We start from the raw sequence: 19,847 nt of genomic DNA, 5'->3' as shown, positions 1-19,847 counted from the left end.
GAAAAATTTCAAGTTGCTTATTTTACACAGTTTTTCTTATGGGCTTTCAGTTTTTTCATAGCCCAATCATAATGGCTTGCTGTGGCACTCACAAAATAAGAACCTAACGAACTTCCGCCAACCCACTTAAATATGTCTTTTGAAAACAATTCCTCATTGGTAAATGTTTCTGCCAAATCCATTACTTCTTTGTGGGATTTCTTCAGCATTTCCTTTGCTTTTTCCAATGATGTACTTTGATGCTTTTCCCAAAACCCAACATTCATGTCTCCATAGGTCTTCCAATTATACGGTGCGGGAATAAACGGTTTGTTTTCTCCATTTCTATTTGCATTAACCCAATTAAGCAACAGTTGATGCCATTCAAAGAGATGAATTAAAATATCCCGAAGATTTTTGTCTCTGCCCCAGTGTGCCTCATGCTTTTTTCCATCCGCTGTGAAATCAAATGGAGTTGATAATTCTTTTTCTGTCAGTTCAGAAATAAGTACGTTCAGTTTCTCGTAATTGCTAATTGCTGCGGTTACCATATCCGACTTCGTTGTTGCTCTGGCCATTGTAATTATCCTCCTTGTAGCCTCAAGACCAAATACTGGATTATACTGTTTTCCAGCGCTTTAGCGTTGGGAAAAATTCGTACATCATGATTCTTGCTTTGTCCGCCGTTATGTCGGGGTTGCTCTCTGCCATGTGTGGCACGCAAATTTCAATCATTTCCTCCATGCTGCCCTCGAATGTAAACGAACCTTGCTCATAACAGTACTTGCAGTAGTCCACACTCCTGCTGCCATCAGCCTCTGTACCATACAAGTTTTCTGTACCCATAGGCATGCCGCAACTTTGACAAAATTTCTGTTCCAATTTCTGTGTCCTCCTTTATTTTAATAGTTCCATTCTATCAAGTGAAAGCTGACAACAGTGTGTCATAGTTTATGGTGAGCCGCAATTTTTTCTGCATAGGTGACAACTTCCTTGCGTAAATCATCTGGAGTTAAAATTTCTACCGCTGTTCCGAAAGAGAACAGATAACTTACCACCCAGCTGTCTATGGGAAAGCTGACCTTCACGCGCAAGTAACCATTTGCCTCCTCTGTGATGCTGCTTCGGTCAAAATCATCGTAGACGCGAAAAGCAACTTGTGGAGAAAACCGCCATTATACCATAGAACCATGACAGATCATGTCAAGGTTTAGATGAAAAAGCATTAAATTATCTACCGCCCTTATAGGAAGGATATTCTGGTCTATTCTCGGATTACGATGGTGAATAGAAAGAAGGCAAACCAAGCTGTAATAATGTGGTTTGCCAGTAATCAAGATTAGCTTTATCAGTACGTAAAAGACTCATACAAAGCGAATATTCAGTGGCTTTGGTGCAAATATTTTGATACAGCTACTGATTGTCGGAATTGATTTCAATCAATCCGTTGCGATTAAGGAAGTGGAAATAAATAAAAACTATTATGATTCCAATTGATCCATATATAGCATCAACAATATCTACAGTATTAATAAAGCTCATCAAAGTCTCACAAATAAAATTAGCCACTATCATAAACACTCCTAAAACAGCCACAAGACGAAATTTGATTCCAAATGTCAACCACGAAGAACCTATCGCCAAATAGGCTAAGAGACTTAATGAAAAATTTGATAGATGAGATATTATTTCAGGAGTTATTATTATAAAACTACTATCAAAAACATTCGACCATCTTATGATAGTCAGCACAAACCCAAAGCACATTAATAGTAACTGTGCAACTCTATATGACTTTTTTATTTTATATTTTATTTTCAATAGTATATCCCCCAAAAAATATAAATTCGCTTATAAGTACAATTTTCATTAACTACCGTTTCGCAAAGATTTTTCATGGTAGTATTGTTTATATTTTACCATGGTAAAGAGTTTGTTTCAATTGTCTAAATATGAACAACTCGTTCAAAGTAGCTTTAGCATATAATCATTATTTTTTTCTCTGTTAGACGCTTATAGCTGTTATTGCTTTTAAAATCAATTGACAAGTGCAATTGAAATAATTATAATAAACAGAACGATATTCTGTTTATTATGGGGGGCGTTACTATGCCAAGAAAAGCTGTATTAGAGGGTGGCAAACGAGATGAAATTCTAAATGCCGCTTTAGAATTATTCTTAAGGAATGGGTATGAAGCAACTTCAATTCGAATGATATTAGAACATGTCAACGGTGAGGTTGGTATGTTTTATCACTACTTTAATTCCAAACAAGAAGTATTTGACAAAGCGGTTGCGTTCTTTTTCAAAAGGAGCGGCGAAAAAATTTCAGCCATAGTAACCAAACATTCCACCCTTCGATTCATGCTTGAGCAGCTTTATAATTGTTATACCAGCAGTATGGAGGAATTATCTCAATTAGCGAATGGATCGATTCACTGGTCGATATTGTATGCTCTGCATGATCAGACTTTAGAAGCCATGCTCCCTGCTTTCCGCTCGATGATTCATGGATTGCTGCAAGAGGCAGGCAAGGACGACGGCTATGGTAAAGAGTATGTTGCTTCTTTCCTCCTAAAAGGGATTAGTGGCTTGATGCATGATAAGACATTTTTTGCTCTGCCACCTGAGATTAGAGTACAAGAAACGATGGAACTTATAGGCAGAACATTACAAATTCCATATGAAATATTTGAAGATTAAGCGAGGTATCAATTATGAGGCAATATATACTGACTGAACGGGCACATCTGATGTGTCCCAATATGCATTTTGGTATCAAGGCAAAAATCGCCGCCGGATATGACAAAGGAAAAGTGCAAGATGTGCTTCGGACGCTGGCGTCGGCACACCCCTTTTTAAAAAGCAGTGTTGCCAGAGAAGTGAAAAGCGGAAAGCTGTATTATTGCTGGCGCGAAGAATTGCAAGCCCCAGTCTTTGAAAAAGATAATTCTTCTCTATGGTCGAATGATTACATGGATATAACAAGATGCGGCTGGGATGCTTTTCATGAATGCCTTCTGAAGATTGTTCTATATCCAGGCGATGCAGAATTTGAAGTGATGTTTATTGCTCATCATCTTTTGGGCGACGGACGCAGCCTATTGGGTTTGGTATGTGAATTTGCAGATTGCTATATATCTGGGAAAAAGCCTACATATGCAGAAGAAAATTTGATTATGTCTATTGATGAACTTCCCAAAGGCAGCCAGCTTTCCACAATCAGTAAACTGATGATAGGGTATGCAAACCGCAAATGGAAAAATGAGAAGCATACCGTCAATTATGAGGATTATAGGAGATTCGAGAGAGAATTTATTGCAAACAATTCGGTTTCTTATATTGAGGAAGAATGGAGTACAGAAAAGACTGAAGAAGTTCTGAAAAAATGCCATGAGCAAAGTCTCTCATTGAATGACTATCTTGTTGCCGAGATGATGTGCAAGGAAAAAACGAGTCGGGTTGTGATTGCAGTGGATATACGCAAGCATCTTTCTCGCTACCAATCAGGTGCGCTGGGCAATTATGCCTCTGCGACTGCAATAGAGGTTTCAAATCAATCCGGAGATATTGAGTCCGTGGCGAAGTCGGTTTCGGAAAAAGTGAAAAAGAACATAGGCGATCCCAAAAAGCTCCTGATGATTCTTGCCTGTTATCTCAATATGAGGCCAGAGCTGATTGATGCTGCTGCGATTTCAGTAATGGGTGGCTTTGAGAGCGAAGCAGGAAAGTTTGTCGGGTCGTTGATTCTTGGGTATAAAAACCGAAACGGTCACAGCGTTACTAACCTTGGTAATGTAGATAATCCGAACCTTGCTGAAGCTATGTTTATCCCCCCGGCATCTCCGGCGAATGCTAAAACGATGGGTGTTCTTTCAGTAAACCACCGTTTGAGAAAGTGTACTGCCTATTATCAATAGATCGGGTAATTAGGAGTAATATTTAATAAAAGCAATAGCGTTATCTGTGATTTATCACAGATAACGCTATTGCTTTTTGTAAGACTTGACTGTTAAATCAAGGCGAGTATAAGTAATAGTAGGCAAACCAACTTATAAATTATCCCACTTGAATATCTTCTGCGATTTCACAATTTTTTACTTTGAAGTAGCAAGCATAAGAAAATGTCCTCATGCTTTGTTTTAGGCAATAGCTTCAAATTCATATTGTAAAATCCTTTTGCTTAATAATGATACCTTTTTCGCTTTGCAATAAGGAATACTGCTGTAAACACAACCGCCATTACTTCGGCCACAACAATGGAAAGCCAAATACCATTAACTCCCCAAATCATCGGGAGAATCATAACGGCACTGACCTCAAACACCAATGTACGTAAAAAGGAAATCAAAGCAGAGGTTAGCCCATCATTCAGAGCAGTAAAGAAACCGGAACCGAAAATAGCAAAGCCCATAAAGGGAAATGAAGTAGCGAAAATACGGAAACCAGAGACAGTCAGATATACCAGTTCCTTGTCGTAGCCCACGAATATTTGTGCCAGAAAAACAGCCAACAGCTGCGCGGCAGTTAACATAACGATGCCGCTAATGGCAAGTAGATGGAGGCTCTTTTTCAAAAGCCCCTTAAGCTCGTCGTAATTTTTTGCACCATCGTGATAAGCGATGACGGGAGCGGCACCGATAGAGTAACCTATAAAAGTAGCCGAGAAAATCATGCTGACATACATCATAACACCGTATGCCGCCACGCCGTTTTCTCCGGCAAATTTCAGAAGCTGTAGGTTATAGAGCATTCCCACGATACTCATGGAAACATTACTCATAAATTCGGAAGAGCCATTGGTACAAGCCTTAAAAATTGCTTTGCCATCAAAGCTGGTTTTACCAAGGCGAAAAATACTGCTGTTTTGTTTAAAAAAATAGATCAGAGGAATAACACCTCCTATAAACTGGCTGAAAGCTGTGGCAATCGCTGCGCCTGCCAGCTTATATTCCAGTGGCAGCAGAATCACTAAAAGCGCATCCAAAACCAGATTGGTAACTCCTGCTGCACCTGTCACCAAAAGACCGAGATGGGGCTTTTCCGCTGCTACAAAAAAGCTCTGAAATAGAAGCTGCAACACAAAAAACGGCAAAGTTGTAAGAAGAATTCTTCCGTAAACAATACAATTTTCAAGAAGTTCGCCTTTTGCGCCAAGCAACATGGAAATCGGACGAATCAATGTAAAACCCAATACAGCAAGCAGAACCCCTAAGACAAAAGCCACATATACAAACAGAGAAAAATATCTATTTGCCTTTTCCTTGTCACCGACACCAATGGTGTTGGCAACAAGGGCGGTTCCGCCGGTGCCGAACATGAAGCCAACGGTTGCTACAATCATCAAAAAGGGCATAATCAGATTGACTGCGGAAAATGCCACTTTGCCTGCAAAATTGGAAACGAAGAAACCGTCTACCACGCTGTAAATGGCCGTAAAAATCATCATAGCAATGGGCGGAATTGTAAATTTAATGAGTTTACCATAGGTAAAATGATCCGAAAGCTGTATTATCATAATTTCTTTTCCTGTAAAGCCCCGATTTGCTTACGAAAACAATCCACATATTTTTCCATCAGGCAGATGTAGGTGTTGATCTCTTCCGCTGCCCAAGAATCAAAAGCCCGTACTTCTGCTTCGTAGAGCTTCGCCACTGTCTGATTCACATATTTCTTACCTTTTTCTGTTAGGACAATTTTTTTTGCTCTGCCTGTGTACGGCTGCAGATATAGAATACCATCAGTCTCTAAACCTCGGATCGCCGAGTTGACCGTTTGTTTGCTGATACCCGATTTTTTATAAATTTCGCTGAGTAAGCAATTTTCTCCTGTGTCATAGATCGTATATAAGACAATAGAAACGCTATCTGTAATGCCCAGCTTTAAGGACGCTTGATGATATAGCGCTTCCGTTTCAGAAGTCAAATAATTGATTCGATGGATTTCGTCAAATCTCTTTTGGTTCATTAAGATACCTCCAAGTATGATTTCGCACATTTTATTATAGTACGAAATCGTACTCATATCAATCAAGTTTTTGAAAAAGCTTCAAAAAGAAAACCCGTGGGAATACCCCACGGGATGCGTTCAAATTTCCTGCTACTATTTCAAAAATTCGCTCATCATCGTTACTATAAGTTTCATGTTTGAATGGCATCGTAAATCTTAAGCTATCTTTCAACTATCAATATTATGTGCTTTAATCTTATTTAATTCTGCTTTTTGTCTCTTTTTGTATTTCTCTCGCCCGGTACTCCACCCCTCTGTTATAAATAGGTTAAGGATTAAGAAAACAATAAAGGATGTGAGATTAAAAGGAATTATACCAGTTGCTAAAATATAGATAGTGAAAGCTAATGTAAGAAGGGGTATAATTCCTCCCCAAAGCGGATTTTTAAGTTTTGTGCAAAGCAGATCCTCTGCAATCCATAATATAATAGTAATAACGCCAGCAATAAGAAAACTTTTCATGTTCTATTTCCCCTCTCATTTTTGTATTTTTCGATTATAATCTTCGCTATTTCTAAATCAATTCGCGAGTCAACCGCTAAGCCTTTGATAAACGTTTGAAAAGGTTCTTCTTTCTGCTGATCGTTCATTTCAATTTTTTGAATAAGTTTATCCAAACGTAATCGTACGGTTGGGTAAGAAACTTCATAAAATTTTGCAATCTCTTTTAGAGAACCTGATTTTAAAATAAAATGTTTAAGAAAGGTAGCATCTTCTTGCTCTAATGCAAGAAACCACTGTGGAATTTTATCGATGTCCAATTTATACCCCCTTTCACATTGACTTTAATAATATTAATTATACACTTAATATTATTAAAGTCAATGCAAACATATAAATTAGTTTTATTGCATTTTTTGCCAGTCATAAACGCTTAATCTAAAAGATAGCATCGCTGAAAAGAAAGCTATACATGGTTTTTTATTTTACCTGTGATAAAATAATAGAAAGGCTATTTATATTATCTGAAAGCAGGCTTGGTCTATTTTAGCCTGATTATATCTTTTTAGAGAGTCGATGAGAAAGGACTTGCGGTATGGAAATATTAAACGTGAAGAGTAAAGCTTTTAATGAAGGTGGTTGGATACCTGTAAAATATACAGCTCGCGGGGCTGATTTATCCCCTGACTTTGAAATAATCAATATTTCTCCTAATGCTAAGTCAATTGCGATCACATTAGATGATGCTTCTCATCCAATTTTTCCAAATTATAATCATTGGGTGATATGGAATATAGCTGTAAGGTCTATCATACCAGAAGGGATCTCTCATGGCAGATATGTAGGGGATTTAGGTGCAACCCAGGGAGTTGCTTATGGAAGAAATAAGTATAAAGGGCCGAAGCCGCCGCTTAAGTCGATACATACCTATGTGTTTACTATCTATATACTGGATTGTATGCTAGATTTAGCTGCAAGAAGTAAGAAACGAGAATTTTTACATAAAGCTGATGGTCATATCTTACAGCAGGCAAAGTTATCTGGAAAATTTCAAAGCCGTAGAGAATGAGTTGATCCATTTATTGTATGATTTTGCTCTCTTGCTCTATAAAAAACAAGCTCAAAAATAAGGTCAGCAATTCTGTAAGCGGTGCGACTATCCATACTCCTGTCATACCTAGTAGTGGAGGCAGAGTAAAAATGCAAATCAGTAGAATGACCAAGCCTCTTGCAGAAGATATGATAGCGGACTCCTTTGCCTTCCCAATTGATGTAAAGTAAAACGAAGTAATTACATTGATGCCTGAAAACAGGAACGAAGCCGCATAGATCATTATGCCTGAATTCACCATCTGCTCCACGACATTACTTTTTACAAACAGGCTGCTATACCACCCAGAGCCAAGCAGCACGAGTAAAATTAAAACTGCTCCTGCAAGGAGGACCATGAAGTTGGTGATCTTACGCAGACTTGCTGCCAGCAGATGTTCTTTTGCGCCATAAGTAAAGCTTATGAGAGGGCTTGCCCCTTGCCCAAAACCGATAACCACCATGCTGAAGAGATAGGCAATATAACCTACTATCGTAAATGCGGTTACACCATCCACGCCGATATTTTTTAGTATCACATAGTTATAGGCAAACATAGAAATGCTCATCGACATTTCACCAACAAATTCTGAACTGCCATTGAGCAGTGTGTCTTTTAATACTTCCTTGGAAAAATTAAATCTACGGAATTTGTACACATTTGATTTCTTAATGAAAAAATAGAGGATGCATAAAAGGGTAACGACAGCTGCAAGCAATGAAGAAACAGCGACGCCTTTTACACCCCAGTCGGTCCAGCGGACAAACAAATAATCGAGCAGGATGTTAAGAAATACGCTTAAAATGTTGACTTGCATGAAATACTGCGGTTTTCCTTCTCCGCGAATAAACATACCAAAGGATGTGTTTATTACCATAATCGGAAGTTCCAGCAGCATAATACCGTAATAATCTTTGAAAAAGCCTGCCACTTGCATATCTGCATCTAAAAGTTGAAGCATTGGTTCAATGCAGAGCAGCATAATAAGGCTGAGCAGAACCGTTGCAGCAACTGCCGTACCTATAGTCTGATTGAAAATACGATTGCACGTTCTAATATCTTTACCGCCAAGAGCCATCCCGGCGGTTGCAACACCACCTACTGACACCATAAGTCCAACTGCAAGGTACAAATAGACTATCGGTAGTCCTAAGTTAACCGCAGCAAGACCTTCTTTCCCCACATAGTTTCCGATAAAGAATCCGTCGGCGACCGTAATCAGTGAGGTCAGCACCATTGCAATAATCGATGGAATCGAAAATTGCAAAATTGTTTTGATTTTGTTGTTTTGGATGTTTTCTAAATTCATTTCTATTTCCTCCATCTACTCTCCTTTGCAAAGCTTGTTGTATCTTGTCAAAGGGGGGTATCCATTGTTTATACAAATTAGGATAAAGGAAGAAAAAGAAAATTACTTCTGTTTTTGTGCTCTATTTTATAGGAATACAAAGATCAATTTCCATATACATAGACGCACCGTCTATCTTTCTATAAATTTCGAAACCGTAACGGTCATCAATGTCACAGTTGCTTTGCGGCAGCCACACATTGAAGATGCTTTGAAAAGCAGTGTATATCTGTTTGACAAAACCTTTAAAGTGGTAGACAGCAAATTTTCCACCTTTAAGAACATAGACATTTTTAACTCTACAGTCTTTAGAGGCAGATATGCAGATCTCATAAAGGCATTCGTCTATATTGGTGATGGACGGATCATCATAGGTGCGTTCGAGAAATAACGTCTCTTCAGTAATATACTGTTTGTATTTTTCTTGAAACTCTGCCCAATGAATTGATAAGTCCCCATAATTTCCTTTATAACGTTCATAGATAACTGAAAAATCTTTAAGAATTTCTATAGATATTTTTTCGCTGCATTCATGAAAAGATTCAAATCCTATGGAAGAATTGCTGAATAGTGGGTTCGATAAAGATTTTTGCATAATACTGCGGCGAAATTCAATTGGAGATAAATTGTAATGTTGTTTAAAGACAGAGCTGTAGTTTGATGAACTGTAACCATAATCACAGCTGATATCAGTGATGCTCCTGTCTTTCTCAACCTTTAGCCGAAAGGCACTTTGCTTCATTCTGATTCGCTTAATAAATCCATATATGTTTTCTCCTGTCTCCATTTTAAACATTCTGGAAAAGTAATATCTTGAAAAATTGCAATGAGAGGCAATGTCATCAACCGATATATTTTCATTGATGTGTTCTAGGATATACTCGATAGCACGGTTTATATATACATTTGTTATCATTTTTCCTCCCTTTATTTTTAAAAGAAATGCACATATACAAAAATATAAGCTGTATAGAAAAGAGAGCAAACCAAGCTTAACAGCAAGGTCTGCCCATACTTTTGCGTAATCAAGATAAATTTTAACAGTGTGTAAGCGCCAGATCAAGTGAATGCTTATACTTTTCGCACAGGTCTGATATACTTCCAGAAATATTCCGGATTAAATGAAAAGTAAAGTATTCTACCAGGGGAAGTGTCAAAGCAGTAGCCAGTATCGGAAAAATCAAAAGTAGCCATTGCGTTTTCTATCTTTTCCTCCACGCTGCGGCATTCCTGCTCGTAATCGAATGGTCCATGCTCAAAGACGATATACTCAGCTTCGGGAATATCAATCATAAGCATTTGTGGGGGTACTTCACCTTTATAATCATGGGGAAGACGTACACCATAACACTCTGTACGTGGAATACCCCAATCGCAGAGTCTGCCGTCCGGGTCATTAATATATGCCATAATCTGACCGTTATCGCTGTTCGTATCGTCTCCGCCATTGTCATCCAATTTGCCCTTGATACTATCGAGTAAACCGCAAATTGTTTCACAATCCTGCCCCGGAATCAAACTTTGCTTTTGCCAAAAATCCCAATATCCATTGCTTTCATAGTTTTTAATATGCAAAAATTTGTGTGCAGGAATGGTTATAAAATAAGTTTTAACCTGATCTGTGGATTTTATCATACCAATCTCTCCAAGTCCTAAAAAGTAGCGGTCGAAAGGGTTTATTTTAGTACGAAGAACGACGGGCTTAGGCTCTTTTCGGTATTCACTCGGAGTGATACTGTATGTCTGCTTGAAAGCCCTGGTAAAGGCTTCATGTGAGGAAAAGCCGTAATCAAAAGCAATATCTAAGATGCTTCTTTCCGTATCGCGAACTTCCTTTAGTGCAAAGGCTAACTTTCTATGCCGTAGATAATCCCTAAATTGCATACCCGATATTTCTTTAAATTTTTTCGTTGTATAAAATTCAGAATATCCTAGTTTGCGGGAAAGAAAGCGCAGCGTCAAGGCTTCACCATTGTGATTTTTAATGCATTTGTCAATTTCATCAACAATCATTTGAATTTGCTTCTGCCACTCGTACATTCGTCTGTTCACCTCGTTTCGATCACCCTATAATAATTATAGAGTAATAAAAATTACATTACTTGATTTTACTTGCACAAATCCATGTTTTCTTTTGAGCTAGAGATATGGTTGAGAAACAATATCAATTTCAGCGTAACGGAATAAAAAATTTATGTCAATGAAATTCTTATATACTGTCAGAGTCAAAATTATTAAAAGAGGAAAGACGTTCCAGTTCTTTTATATTGCCAGATTGAATTGCACTGATATTTTGAGTGATTTTCTCTTTAGGCCAATTCCACCATTCAATCTTAAGCAGAGAAGAGATAACCGCTTCTTGAAACCGTTTTTTTAGGGGCTTAGCAGGGATGCCGCCAATAATTGTATACGGGGGAACATCTTTTGTAACGACTGCACGGGCGCCTATGATTGCTCCATCACCAATGGTAACTCCCGATAATATGACAGCTTCATAGCCGATCCAGACATCGCTGCCAATGACAATATCTCCTTTATTATCCCAAGCATTAGAAACATCTTTGCGGTCTAATTCCCATTCTTCATAGAATATAGGAAAAGGGTAGGTGGATAATGAAGACATGGTGTGATTTGCACTATTAAAGATAAATTTGGCACCACAAGCAATGGAACAAAATTTACCGATTATAAGTTTGTCATGATTGATAGGGTATTGGTACAATACGTTGTTCTTTTCAAATAGCCTTGGGTCATTGATGAAATCGTTATACATTGAAAAATCACCGATTGATATATTTGGATTTGATATGATAGGCTTTAAATAAATTGTTTCTTTATCTCCTGAACGGGGATATATCTGTGTCTTTAAATCATTCATTTTGATTTACCTCATTCTTTCAATTCTTTGCATATAGGTTACTTAACATCTCCTTGCGTTTCAATATATGAAATAGTGCGGTGGTATTTTGTATAAAAATAACGGGTTGCATATCGCAACCCGTTTGCATTATTTTTGATAGATGATTTTTCGAATCGTATAGACGGATAGGTAATGTTTTTCAGCAAGATATTTGATAGAAGAACCATTGTTATATGCTTCGACTATCTTCTTATTTCTTTGCTTCAATTCTTCTTTGTAACCGGTTAATTCTCCCCAACATCGGTGTCGCTCTTCACTTGCAGGTACGTAAATGTAGCCTCCTTGTATATAGCATTGCAATTCCTTAACCAACGCATCGGGAAGAAGTAGCTTTGCGTTTATATATTTCATGCAGACTTTCTCCTTGTTTGTAATCGTCAAGTACAAAGCCAGCATATGATTAAGCGGCGATTTCTACTCCATGCAAACGTCGCTGTTTACTGGCTTTGCATGGAGATAAACCTCGTTTTTTCCTTTTTTATCAGTTCGCATAAGATCACCTCTTTCAATTTGTGTCATGAAACAGGATTAGTATAGCACTTTGGATGCTCTAACTCAACGCTGTTTTTTATTTAAGAAGAGGCTTGTCATCACATAAAATAAAAATAAGAAGAGCTATTTTTCTAGAAGTATTGCGAGAGTAAAATTATCCTTATGATAAGAGTCACCCGCAACATTGCCAAATACTTTACATACGTGAAATCCGGATTGTTCTGCTTCTTTTATTAAAGTTTCTTTTGTAAAATAGGTATTCCATAAATAGTAAGCAGTAGTTTTATCATTTGAAATAATCGATATTTGCTCCAGTGTTACAGCATCGGAATATTTATAATTTCCATTCAGAATAATATATTCATTTTCGTTCCAAAATCCACCGTTGCGGCAGATCTCCCAAGTACGCATTTCTTGAAAGTCATTATACTTAGCCATTGAAAAAACATCTAACAAGAATTTTCCTCCGGGTTTTAGGTGTTGATATACTTTCTTCATAATAATTCGTCTGTCCACTGTTGATAATGCCCCGTAATCGCAATAGATCATGGTTGCAAAATCAAAGTGCTGTTTTAAATCCATAATCAAATAGTTTTCGTAGAAATAAGAAATGCTTAAACCTTGAGCTTGTGCTGATTGTTTTGCATATTCGATTGACCGCCTTGAAAAATCAATACCCGTCACCTGATACTTTCCCTTTGAAAATTTTTCAGCATATATACCGGGGCCGCACCCGACATCGAGAAGCAGAGGATGCTTGGATGAGGGGACTAGGGTTGATATCCATGTAACAGACTTTTCTATAAAGTCTAATTTTCTGCTTGCCCCTTCAAATTCAGGATCAAGGTGGGCTTTCAGCATTTGTTTGGAAATATGTTCATCATTCCAGAACGCTGCTTCCGACTTTGCATAAAGAGGTGGTTTTTCTAAGATTTTGCGGATTTGATTTAGCATGATTGTGTTCTCCTTTCATGAGCAACAAAAAAGCCGTAGATTTTACTCTACGGCTAATCTTTCAAAGGATGAAAAATAGATAAGAGTAAATAAAACCAAACGGTAGGCATAAAAACTAAACTGCCAAAGCAGTGAGTCCTTAACCTATTGAATTGATTTTATTTGCTCTTTTCCAGTCATATCTGCATCACTGATTCTGTAACATCAGATATGCCGGAGTTTCATCACCTTTTTCATTAAGTTTTATATTTTTATTCTACAGCATATCTTGCTTTGAATCAATAGCAATTCACATGCTTAATTGATCTTTACACAATGCAGGCAACCAATGTTACAATCCATATAAATATAAGACAAAGTGTCACATTCGACATTTGTTTTTCTCTTTTCGTAAGGTTATGTATATATGCCGAACGTTCTCTTGTCGGAGCGCTGTTAATAAAAAGCAGTGGCATGAAGGTTATCAGCAATGAATAACTCCCGACTGCTGCGAGCGAAGCCGTAAAAAAATGAAGTGGCAATATATTCGATATACACAAGCAATTCCAAATAACTGCTGCAAATAAAAGCAACAGCATAAGGATTCTCTTTGTTTTGATTTTCATACTTTAACTCCTATTATAGAATAGTCAGAATTTGATTGTTTTCATCCTCGTTTCTTTTTTTAAAGAGCTTTAGAGCCATTCTGACCAAGCTGTTTTTAATCGTTTTACACAGTCAGGGATGTCCGTTAAATTTATTTTACTAAATCCTAGAAACAGTGTGTTTGGAGGACAGTCTGCTTTCTCCTGCCAAAACTGCATGGTTGAGTATACTCTGACCCCATGCTCTAACGCCTTACGAATGAGTGCATCTTGATTTGCCATTGCAGAGAACTCCAGCAGAAAATATTGTCCGCTTCCGTTACATGAGATGCTTACTTTTTCGCTTACATCTGAAAATTCTTCAAGAAATCGTTCTAATCGTTTGCGGAATACATGATTCAGCCGTCTGACATGCCGATCATATTCGCCGGTTTGTATCAAATGTGCGATTACATATTGATTTAAAATCGGTATCATACTGTTATAGTATTGAAACTTGTCCAAATATATTTTTAGTAATTGTGGAGGCAGAATCATATATCCCATTCGGATGGAGGGGGACAGAGCCTTTGAAAAAGTTCCGATATAAATGACTGTGTCATTCATATCTATGGATTGCAGCGAGGGAATTGGTTTTGCATAATAACGCAATTCACTGTCAAAATCATCTTCTAAAATGTAAGCGTGGTTGCTCTTAGCCCATTTTAGCAATTCAAAACGCCTGCCGATCGGCATTGTCACACCCGTGGGAAACTGATGAGACGGCGTTGAGTATAACACCTGATTTTTAGGTGAAGAAGGCAACTTTGAAACGATAATGCCATCTTCATCAATCGGCACTGATTGAATTTCCAATCCGTTATTTTGAAATACAACAGCTGCCTTGTGATAGCCGGGCTCTTCCATTAAAATTGTAATCTTCTCGTCACAGAGCAGTTGGCAGACAAGGTCTAATGAATGTTGGATTCCACAAGTAATTACAATCTGGTTTTCATTGCAGTGGACACCTCTGATTCGTTTAAGGTATGAAAGCAGGTTACGCCTTAAATACAACTCGCCTTGCTTGTCTAAATACACAGCTAATTTTTTTTCGTGATCTAGCATTTCCAAACATTCTAAAGTATATCGTTTCCAAAGTGATTTTGGGAAGAGATCACTGGTGTGGCTGCTGTTTGTCAAGTCGTAGAGAACACTCGGATGTGATTTCATCTCACTTTTTAAAGTGTGCTTTTCCGTAAATTCGCATGCTTGATGAGGATACTGCCCCTTCAATTCAGGCAAACTGGCAATCATATGCCCGCTGCCTTTCTTGGGGATTAGATACCCCTCAGCTAATAGTTGACTGTAAGCGTTATCGACGGTATTTCGGCTTACGTGTAAGGTGCGGGCCAACTCCCTGCTTCCTGTTAAGATGTCACCTTCTTTCCTCGTTCCATTGATGATTTCATCTTTGATTTGGTGGTAAATTTGCATATATAAAGGCTCTTTTTTACTTTTATTGAGAAATATCATAAAAACTCCTTTGGTGGCACCATTTTTTTATGCTTTGGTGGCACTTTCTAAGGTGCCGTCATTAGTATATCATAAATGAGAATAAAGGAATATGACAATGCATTTACATTAAAAAAGATAAAGATTATGCATGATAGCAAAAAATCCTAATAAAAAATAAACGAAACAATTAAAAAAGGACGAAAAAAATGAATATAATAAAAAGACAAAATGAAACACGTGACATTCTTCTTGAACTTGTAGCAGTAGCGTTTCTTGCAACAGGAGGTATCTTTGTCAAATTCAGCGCTTTATCACCAATCAATACAGGGTTTTATCGGGTATTGTTTTCCTTCCCATTTTTATTTTTACTTGCGTATAAACATTTGAAACAATTAACCAAAAAGGACGTTCTCATTTTATTGATTGCGGGTGTTTTTTTAGCCGGCGATGTAGCCCTTTGGAATCTGTCGTTTAGCTATACTTCGGTGGCAAATGCAAATCTGTTAACCAATTTAACACCGTTTACAGTGATTCCTGTTTCCTATTTTCTTTTTAAAGAGAAAATACCGAAATTTTTTCTTGTTGGTGCAGCAATCACACTTTTTGGAGTTTTTGTCTTGATTAGTGGCAAAGCAAACCCTAGCACATCAAACTATTTTGGTGATTTCTTAGCCTTTTGTGCATCTTTTTTTTATGCGAGTTTTTTATTAATTGCATATAGACTGCGAGACCGTCTTGAAAGCAGTGTTATTATGTTCGTGAGCAGCTTCGGAAGTGTTACCGCATTATTTATTTTTTCTCTTTTCGTTGAGGGAGTTCAGGTTCCGCATGGAGTAGAGCAGCTTTGGCCTTTGCTCGCATTGACATTTTGCTTACAAATAGTCGGGCATAACCTTCTTGCACATTGTCAGGGAAAGATTAATGTGAATTTATCATCGATTCTTTGCTTGGCACAGCCTGCGATTGCATCTTTGTATTCCTTTGTAATTTTTTCAGAGAGACTTTCAATAAAAGAAATAATAGGAATCATCATAGTGATAGCAGGGGTTTATCTTGTCAAGGCACAGTATGATGAGAAAGAATACAATTATAAGGCATCGATTAAAAATGAAGATCAGATTGATGAAGTATCCGAAAGGACTTTGTGAAAGAGCTGAGAACAGATAGGCTTGCCGAGAACGGGTGAACTGCTGTTGAATTCCTATTATTCCTATTATATAATTAGATATAGATAGGATGTGATAATATGAGAATTTCTACGAGGGGGCGTTATGCACTTCGAATGATGCTGGACTTGGCTTTAAATGCACAAAATCAGTATGTAAGCATCAAAAGCATTTCACAAAGACAAGAAATATCAGGAAAATATTTGGAACAGATCATTACGGTTTTAAGCCGTGCAGGTTTTGTGAAAAGCATTCGCGGTCCACAAGGAGGCTATAAGCTTGCACGTCCTGCTGATGAATATACAGTGGGGATGATTTTAAGATTGATTGAAGGAGAGCTTACACCGGTGGCTTGTATGGAGGATCAGCCAAACCAGTGTCCGAGGTGTAAGGATTGTGTGACGCTGGACGTGTGGAAGCAGGTAGAAGAGGCGATAAACGGTGTTGTAGATCATATCAGACTTTCAGATCTAGTAACAAAACAAAGAGAAAAGCAGAATTTGATATAGACAAAATGAAGTAATTGTTTGGAAAACCTTGTATGTATTTATGAGGTTTTTTTCATGCTTAGAAATAGATACATCACGTGCCTCCCGATGAATCATAGTAAATCATTTAACCGGAACTTATAAATTAAAAAATAATGGGTATTGACAAGTAAACTTGGTGACACTATGATAATAATGACAATAAAACTTGTCAAAATTACAAATTTACTTTTAATGGAGGGACTTATATAATGGATAAAAATGAAATTTTGAAAAAGAGTCGAGAGCAAAAGGAAGATGAAGGCACTATTTTTGTGCAAAATAACGGACGTCGTTTCGGAGTGATTGGATTTTGCTCCATCTTTGTGATTATCATGGTTTTTAATTTATTTACCGGAGTAGAAAATTTTGTACCGTTTACGATGTTCTGGGCATATGCCGCAGCGGAATCATATGGAAAATACCGTACCACAAAGAGAGGTGTAGAAGGGATAACTGCTGTTTTAGCTTCCCTTGCTTCTCTCGGCTTTCTGATCTGCCACATAGTTGACACGTTAGGAGTCGGAGTATGAAAAGTGAACTCATACTGAAAAACAAACTTAAGGTTGCACGGGCGGAGAAAAATTTATCCCAGGGTGAACTTGCGGAGATGGTCGGAGTCTCAAGAAATACGATTAGTTCTATTGAAACAGGCCAGTTTAATCCAACCGCAAAACTGGCATTGATTCTTTGCATTGCACTTGATAAAAAATTTGAAGACTTATTTTATTTTGAATAACAGAAAAAAGCATAAAAAACTTGTAGGGTATTCGGCTATCCTTGCGTCTAATTGTAAGAAAGGAGGGAGAGGATGGAGCAATATTCGGTACCGAAAAAAGAAGATGAACCTGATATGGAGCGGCTGATCAGGCAATATGGTGACAGTCTTCTCCGCATGTGCTGTCTTTATCTGCACGATTTACAATTAGCGGAGGACGCAGTGCAGGATACTTATATAAAAGTTTATAGAAAGTGGGATACGTTCAAAGGGAAATCTTCTGAAAAAACGTGGATTACAAGCATAGCTATCAATGTATGTAAATCCCGTTTAAGAAGCTCATGGTATAACATGATGCTGTTTCGCGGCGAGCAAGAAAAAGAACCTTTCTATGAAGATAAAATTAAAGATGATACCATATTAAATGAAATTGCAGGATTAAAGCCGAAATACAGAGAGGTCATTTTATTATTTTATTACCAGGAGTTAAAAATAAAGGAAATCGCAGCTGCATTAAGGATTACAGAGTCGAGTGCAACTGTTCGGTTGAGCAGAGCCAGAGAGCAGCTTCGAGCATCCTTGAAAGGGTGGTATTTTGATGAATGATATAAAGTCTTATATTGATAAACAGCTTTCTGACATTGAGATAAGTGCAAAGCTGGAAGAAACGATTTTAAAGAAAACAGAAAAGGGAAAAGAGGAAAAAATAGGGGGCTTTGTTTTTTCCTCTAAAAAATTACTTTTAACTGCCGCCGTGGTCTGCCTGCTCCTTACGGGAACTATAACAGCATTTGCAACGGCATCTCCCATTTTGTATGATTGGATTTACTCGGTAAATCCTAAATGGGCAGCGCTGCTTTATCCTGTGAATTTGACGGCAGAGGATCAGGGAATAAAAGTAGAGGTGCTGTATGCGGTAAATGATGCCTACAATACAATGGTCTATTTTACAGTGCAGGATATAACAGGAGAAAACCGGATTGATGAAAGTTTGGACCTCTGCGATGCTTATTACGTAGAAGGACCGAGTGCATTTAATGTAAGGCTGCTTTCCTTTGATGAGGAAACAAACACGGCTTTTTGTGTTATGCGGGGATTCGGAACTGTTAAATTGTCAAATAAATTGTCGTTCTTTCAGCTGACAAAGATGATGAACAATAAAAAAACGTATGATTGGTATGATACGGGAATTTCTTTGCAGGAGCTTGCGGCAGGGGAAGCCGAAATCCTGTCATCTTCAGAATTCGCGGATATAGGTGGGTCCGCATGGACTGAGGATGAACTGCCCATCTTGAAACCCGATGAAATGGAGATACCTTTAGGTGACGACATTGACTTTGTTACAATCAGTAATATGGGATTCGTAGATGGCAAGCTGCATATTCAGACAAAGTGGGAAAAGAGCTATGACAATCATGGGCAGCTTTTACTTCTTGATAAGACAGAGCGCGCGATGGACGAAGAAAAAGCCCTTTCCTGCGATAACTATTATTTTAGAACGGAAGAGGATGCAAAAAATTGTGGAAATGATATGTTCGCACACCATATTGAGTTTATTTATGATATAAAAGATTGGAAAGAGTTAGAAAAATACCGTCTATGGGCAAGTTTTGTGGAAGATGGCCTCCTAATAGAGGGTAAATGGGATGTTAATTTCCGTTTCGATGACGCAGAAAAAATGGAAATGAAGAATACAGGTAATCTTGCACAAAAAATAGAAATCACGCCGATTGGGGCCTATATTGAAGGATATACAGGGGAATACGAAAGCATCCGTTTTTCTGTGAAAAAGGAAGATGGAAGCAAGGTGGGATTTTCCAGTTTTTCGACTGATGATGCTTACAATGGGGAGAACGGCTTATGTGATGTAAGCATGATGTTTGTCAGCCCAATTGAGCTGGATGAAATTCAAAGCGTAATGCTGGACGGAGAAGAGCTTTATAAGAAATAGAAAGACGAAAGCAAGTTTTGTAATATGATAAGAAACCTTTCAGTTAGATGATAAATCTGGCTGAGAGGTTTTTTTGCTCTCAGAGAATTTCAAGCTTTTTATAGAATTTGGATGGACAGAGCCTCATAAAATTCGTTATAATGAGGCATATTATAGAAGAAGCCAAAAGTTGGA

24 protein-coding genes and 1 pseudogene are annotated in these 19,847 nt (G+C 37.8%); 9 read left to right on the top strand and 16 right to left on the bottom strand.

Annotated elements, in window-relative coordinates:
- Positions 1-17: 17 nt before the first annotated feature.
- The 4 genes and pseudogenes from U5921_RS05075 to U5921_RS05060 all read right to left on the bottom strand — a co-directional run bounded on the left by U5921_RS05075 (position 18) and on the right by U5921_RS05060 (position 1,554).
- Positions 18-557 (bottom strand): ClbS/DfsB family four-helix bundle protein, encoded by a 540-nt coding sequence (locus tag U5921_RS05075; RefSeq protein WP_324825384.1) that lies wholly within the window; start codon positions 555-557, stop codon positions 18-20.
- 40 nt (positions 558-597) lie between these two features.
- A complete protein-coding gene (locus tag U5921_RS05070; protein ID WP_324825383.1) occupies positions 598-861 on the bottom strand; it encodes a zinc ribbon domain-containing protein in 264 nt (87 codons plus the stop codon).
- Between the two features lie 62 nt (positions 862-923).
- A pseudogene (locus U5921_RS05065) lies at positions 924-1,139 on the bottom strand (WYL domain-containing protein); the annotation flags it as partial.
- Positions 1,140-1,392: 253 nt separating this feature from the next.
- On the bottom strand, positions 1,393-1,554 hold the full coding sequence (locus U5921_RS05060; protein WP_324825382.1) for a hypothetical protein: 162 nt from the start codon (positions 1,552-1,554) through the stop codon (positions 1,393-1,395).
- Between the two features lie 534 nt (positions 1,555-2,088).
- Here U5921_RS05060 and U5921_RS05055 point away from each other — a divergent pair.
- Positions 2,089-2,682: a TetR/AcrR family transcriptional regulator gene (locus tag U5921_RS05055; protein ID WP_324825381.1), complete on the top strand. Its 594-nt coding sequence runs from the start codon at positions 2,089-2,091 to the stop codon at positions 2,680-2,682.
- Positions 2,683-2,696: 14 nt separating this feature from the next.
- Positions 2,697-3,899: a hypothetical protein gene (locus tag U5921_RS05050; RefSeq protein ID WP_324825380.1), complete on the top strand. Its 1,203-nt coding sequence runs from the start codon at positions 2,697-2,699 to the stop codon at positions 3,897-3,899.
- Between the two features lie 263 nt (positions 3,900-4,162).
- On the opposite strand, the gene U5921_RS05045 is transcribed toward U5921_RS05050, so the two are convergent.
- From U5921_RS05045 to U5921_RS05030, 4 genes are all read right to left on the bottom strand, one after another.
- On the bottom strand, positions 4,163-5,497 hold the full coding sequence (locus U5921_RS05045; RefSeq protein WP_324825379.1) for an MATE family efflux transporter: 1,335 nt from the start codon (positions 5,495-5,497) through the stop codon (positions 4,163-4,165).
- Entirely contained in the window at positions 5,494-5,946 is a 453-nt protein-coding gene (locus tag U5921_RS05040) for a MarR family winged helix-turn-helix transcriptional regulator (protein ID WP_324825378.1), read from the bottom strand. The genes U5921_RS05045 and U5921_RS05040 overlap by 4 nt, the downstream gene beginning before the upstream one ends.
- A 210-nt stretch (positions 5,947-6,156) precedes the next feature.
- Positions 6,157-6,450 carry a hypothetical protein gene (locus tag U5921_RS05035; RefSeq protein ID WP_324825377.1) on the bottom strand — a complete coding sequence of 98 codons (294 nt, stop codon included), beginning with the start codon at positions 6,448-6,450 and terminating at the stop codon, positions 6,157-6,159.
- Complete coding sequence (locus U5921_RS05030; protein ID WP_324825376.1) at positions 6,447-6,749, bottom strand: DUF2089 family protein; 303 nt, start codon at positions 6,747-6,749, stop codon at positions 6,447-6,449. Before U5921_RS05030 ends, U5921_RS05035 begins: the two co-directional genes overlap by 4 nt.
- Positions 6,750-7,024: 275 nt before the next feature.
- On the opposite strand from U5921_RS05030, the gene U5921_RS05025 reads away from it, so the two are divergent.
- Positions 7,025-7,498 (top strand): YbhB/YbcL family Raf kinase inhibitor-like protein, encoded by a 474-nt coding sequence (locus U5921_RS05025; RefSeq protein ID WP_324825375.1) that lies wholly within the window; start codon positions 7,025-7,027, stop codon positions 7,496-7,498.
- Positions 7,499-7,508: 10 nt separating this feature from the next.
- Here the strand turns inward: U5921_RS05025 and U5921_RS05020 are convergent, their stop codons facing one another.
- From U5921_RS05020 to U5921_RS04985, 8 genes are all read right to left on the bottom strand, one after another.
- On the bottom strand, positions 7,509-8,828 hold the full coding sequence (locus U5921_RS05020) for an MATE family efflux transporter (protein ID WP_324825374.1): 1,320 nt from the start codon (positions 8,826-8,828) through the stop codon (positions 7,509-7,511).
- A 121-nt stretch (positions 8,829-8,949) separates the two neighbouring features.
- A complete protein-coding gene (locus U5921_RS05015; protein ID WP_324825373.1) occupies positions 8,950-9,783 on the bottom strand; it encodes an AraC family transcriptional regulator in 834 nt (277 codons plus the stop codon).
- Positions 9,784-9,938: 155 nt separating this feature from the next.
- Positions 9,939-10,907 carry a helix-turn-helix transcriptional regulator gene (locus U5921_RS05010; protein ID WP_324825372.1) on the bottom strand — a complete coding sequence of 323 codons (969 nt, stop codon included), beginning with the start codon at positions 10,905-10,907 and terminating at the stop codon, positions 9,939-9,941.
- A gap of 169 nt (positions 10,908-11,076) precedes the next feature.
- Positions 11,077-11,745, bottom strand: coding sequence for a CatB-related O-acetyltransferase (locus U5921_RS05005; protein WP_324825371.1), 669 nt, complete (start codon positions 11,743-11,745; stop codon positions 11,077-11,079).
- Between the two features lie 129 nt (positions 11,746-11,874).
- Positions 11,875-12,138, bottom strand: coding sequence for a CD3324 family protein (locus U5921_RS05000; RefSeq protein WP_324825370.1), 264 nt, complete (start codon positions 12,136-12,138; stop codon positions 11,875-11,877).
- A 264-nt stretch (positions 12,139-12,402) separates the two neighbouring features.
- Entirely contained in the window at positions 12,403-13,233 is an 831-nt protein-coding gene (locus U5921_RS04995; protein ID WP_324825369.1) for a class I SAM-dependent methyltransferase, read from the bottom strand.
- A gap of 308 nt (positions 13,234-13,541) precedes the next feature.
- The gene (locus tag U5921_RS04990) at positions 13,542-13,838 is read right to left on the bottom strand and encodes a hypothetical protein (protein WP_324825368.1); all 297 of its coding nucleotides are present in this window, start codon (positions 13,836-13,838) and stop codon (positions 13,542-13,544) included.
- 69 nt (positions 13,839-13,907) lie between these two features.
- Positions 13,908-15,290 (bottom strand): PLP-dependent aminotransferase family protein, encoded by a 1,383-nt coding sequence (locus U5921_RS04985; protein ID WP_324825367.1) that lies wholly within the window; start codon positions 15,288-15,290, stop codon positions 13,908-13,910.
- A 227-nt stretch (positions 15,291-15,517) separates the two neighbouring features.
- Between U5921_RS04985 and U5921_RS04980 the strand changes: the two genes are divergently transcribed.
- The 6 genes from U5921_RS04980 (at position 15,518) to U5921_RS04955 (ending at position 19,673) form a co-directional block, all read left to right on the top strand.
- Positions 15,518-16,459 (top strand): DMT family transporter, encoded by a 942-nt coding sequence (locus U5921_RS04980; RefSeq protein ID WP_324825366.1) that lies wholly within the window; start codon positions 15,518-15,520, stop codon positions 16,457-16,459.
- Positions 16,460-16,557: 98 nt separating this feature from the next.
- Positions 16,558-16,986, top strand: coding sequence for an RrF2 family transcriptional regulator (locus U5921_RS04975; protein ID WP_324825365.1), 429 nt, complete (start codon positions 16,558-16,560; stop codon positions 16,984-16,986).
- A gap of 230 nt (positions 16,987-17,216) precedes the next feature.
- Entirely contained in the window at positions 17,217-17,537 is a 321-nt protein-coding gene (locus U5921_RS04970) for a DUF6442 family protein (RefSeq protein WP_324825364.1), read from the top strand.
- On the top strand, positions 17,534-17,743 hold the full coding sequence (locus U5921_RS04965; RefSeq protein WP_324825363.1) for a helix-turn-helix transcriptional regulator: 210 nt from the start codon (positions 17,534-17,536) through the stop codon (positions 17,741-17,743). Before U5921_RS04970 ends, U5921_RS04965 begins: the two co-directional genes overlap by 4 nt.
- A 72-nt stretch (positions 17,744-17,815) precedes the next feature.
- Complete coding sequence (locus U5921_RS04960) at positions 17,816-18,328, top strand: RNA polymerase sigma factor (protein WP_324825362.1); 513 nt, start codon at positions 17,816-17,818, stop codon at positions 18,326-18,328.
- A complete protein-coding gene (locus tag U5921_RS04955; protein ID WP_324825361.1) occupies positions 18,321-19,673 on the top strand; it encodes a DUF4179 domain-containing protein in 1,353 nt (450 codons plus the stop codon). Before U5921_RS04960 ends, U5921_RS04955 begins: the two co-directional genes overlap by 8 nt.
- Positions 19,674-19,847 lie beyond the last annotated feature (174 nt).

The sequence above is a fragment of the Sinanaerobacter sp. ZZT-01 genome, assembly GCF_035621135.1.
Taxonomy (GTDB): Bacteria; Bacillota; Clostridia; order Peptostreptococcales; family Anaerovoracaceae; genus IOR16.
The sequence above is the reverse complement of the archived record's forward strand: the minus strand, read 5'-3'. Positions and strand labels throughout refer to the sequence as shown.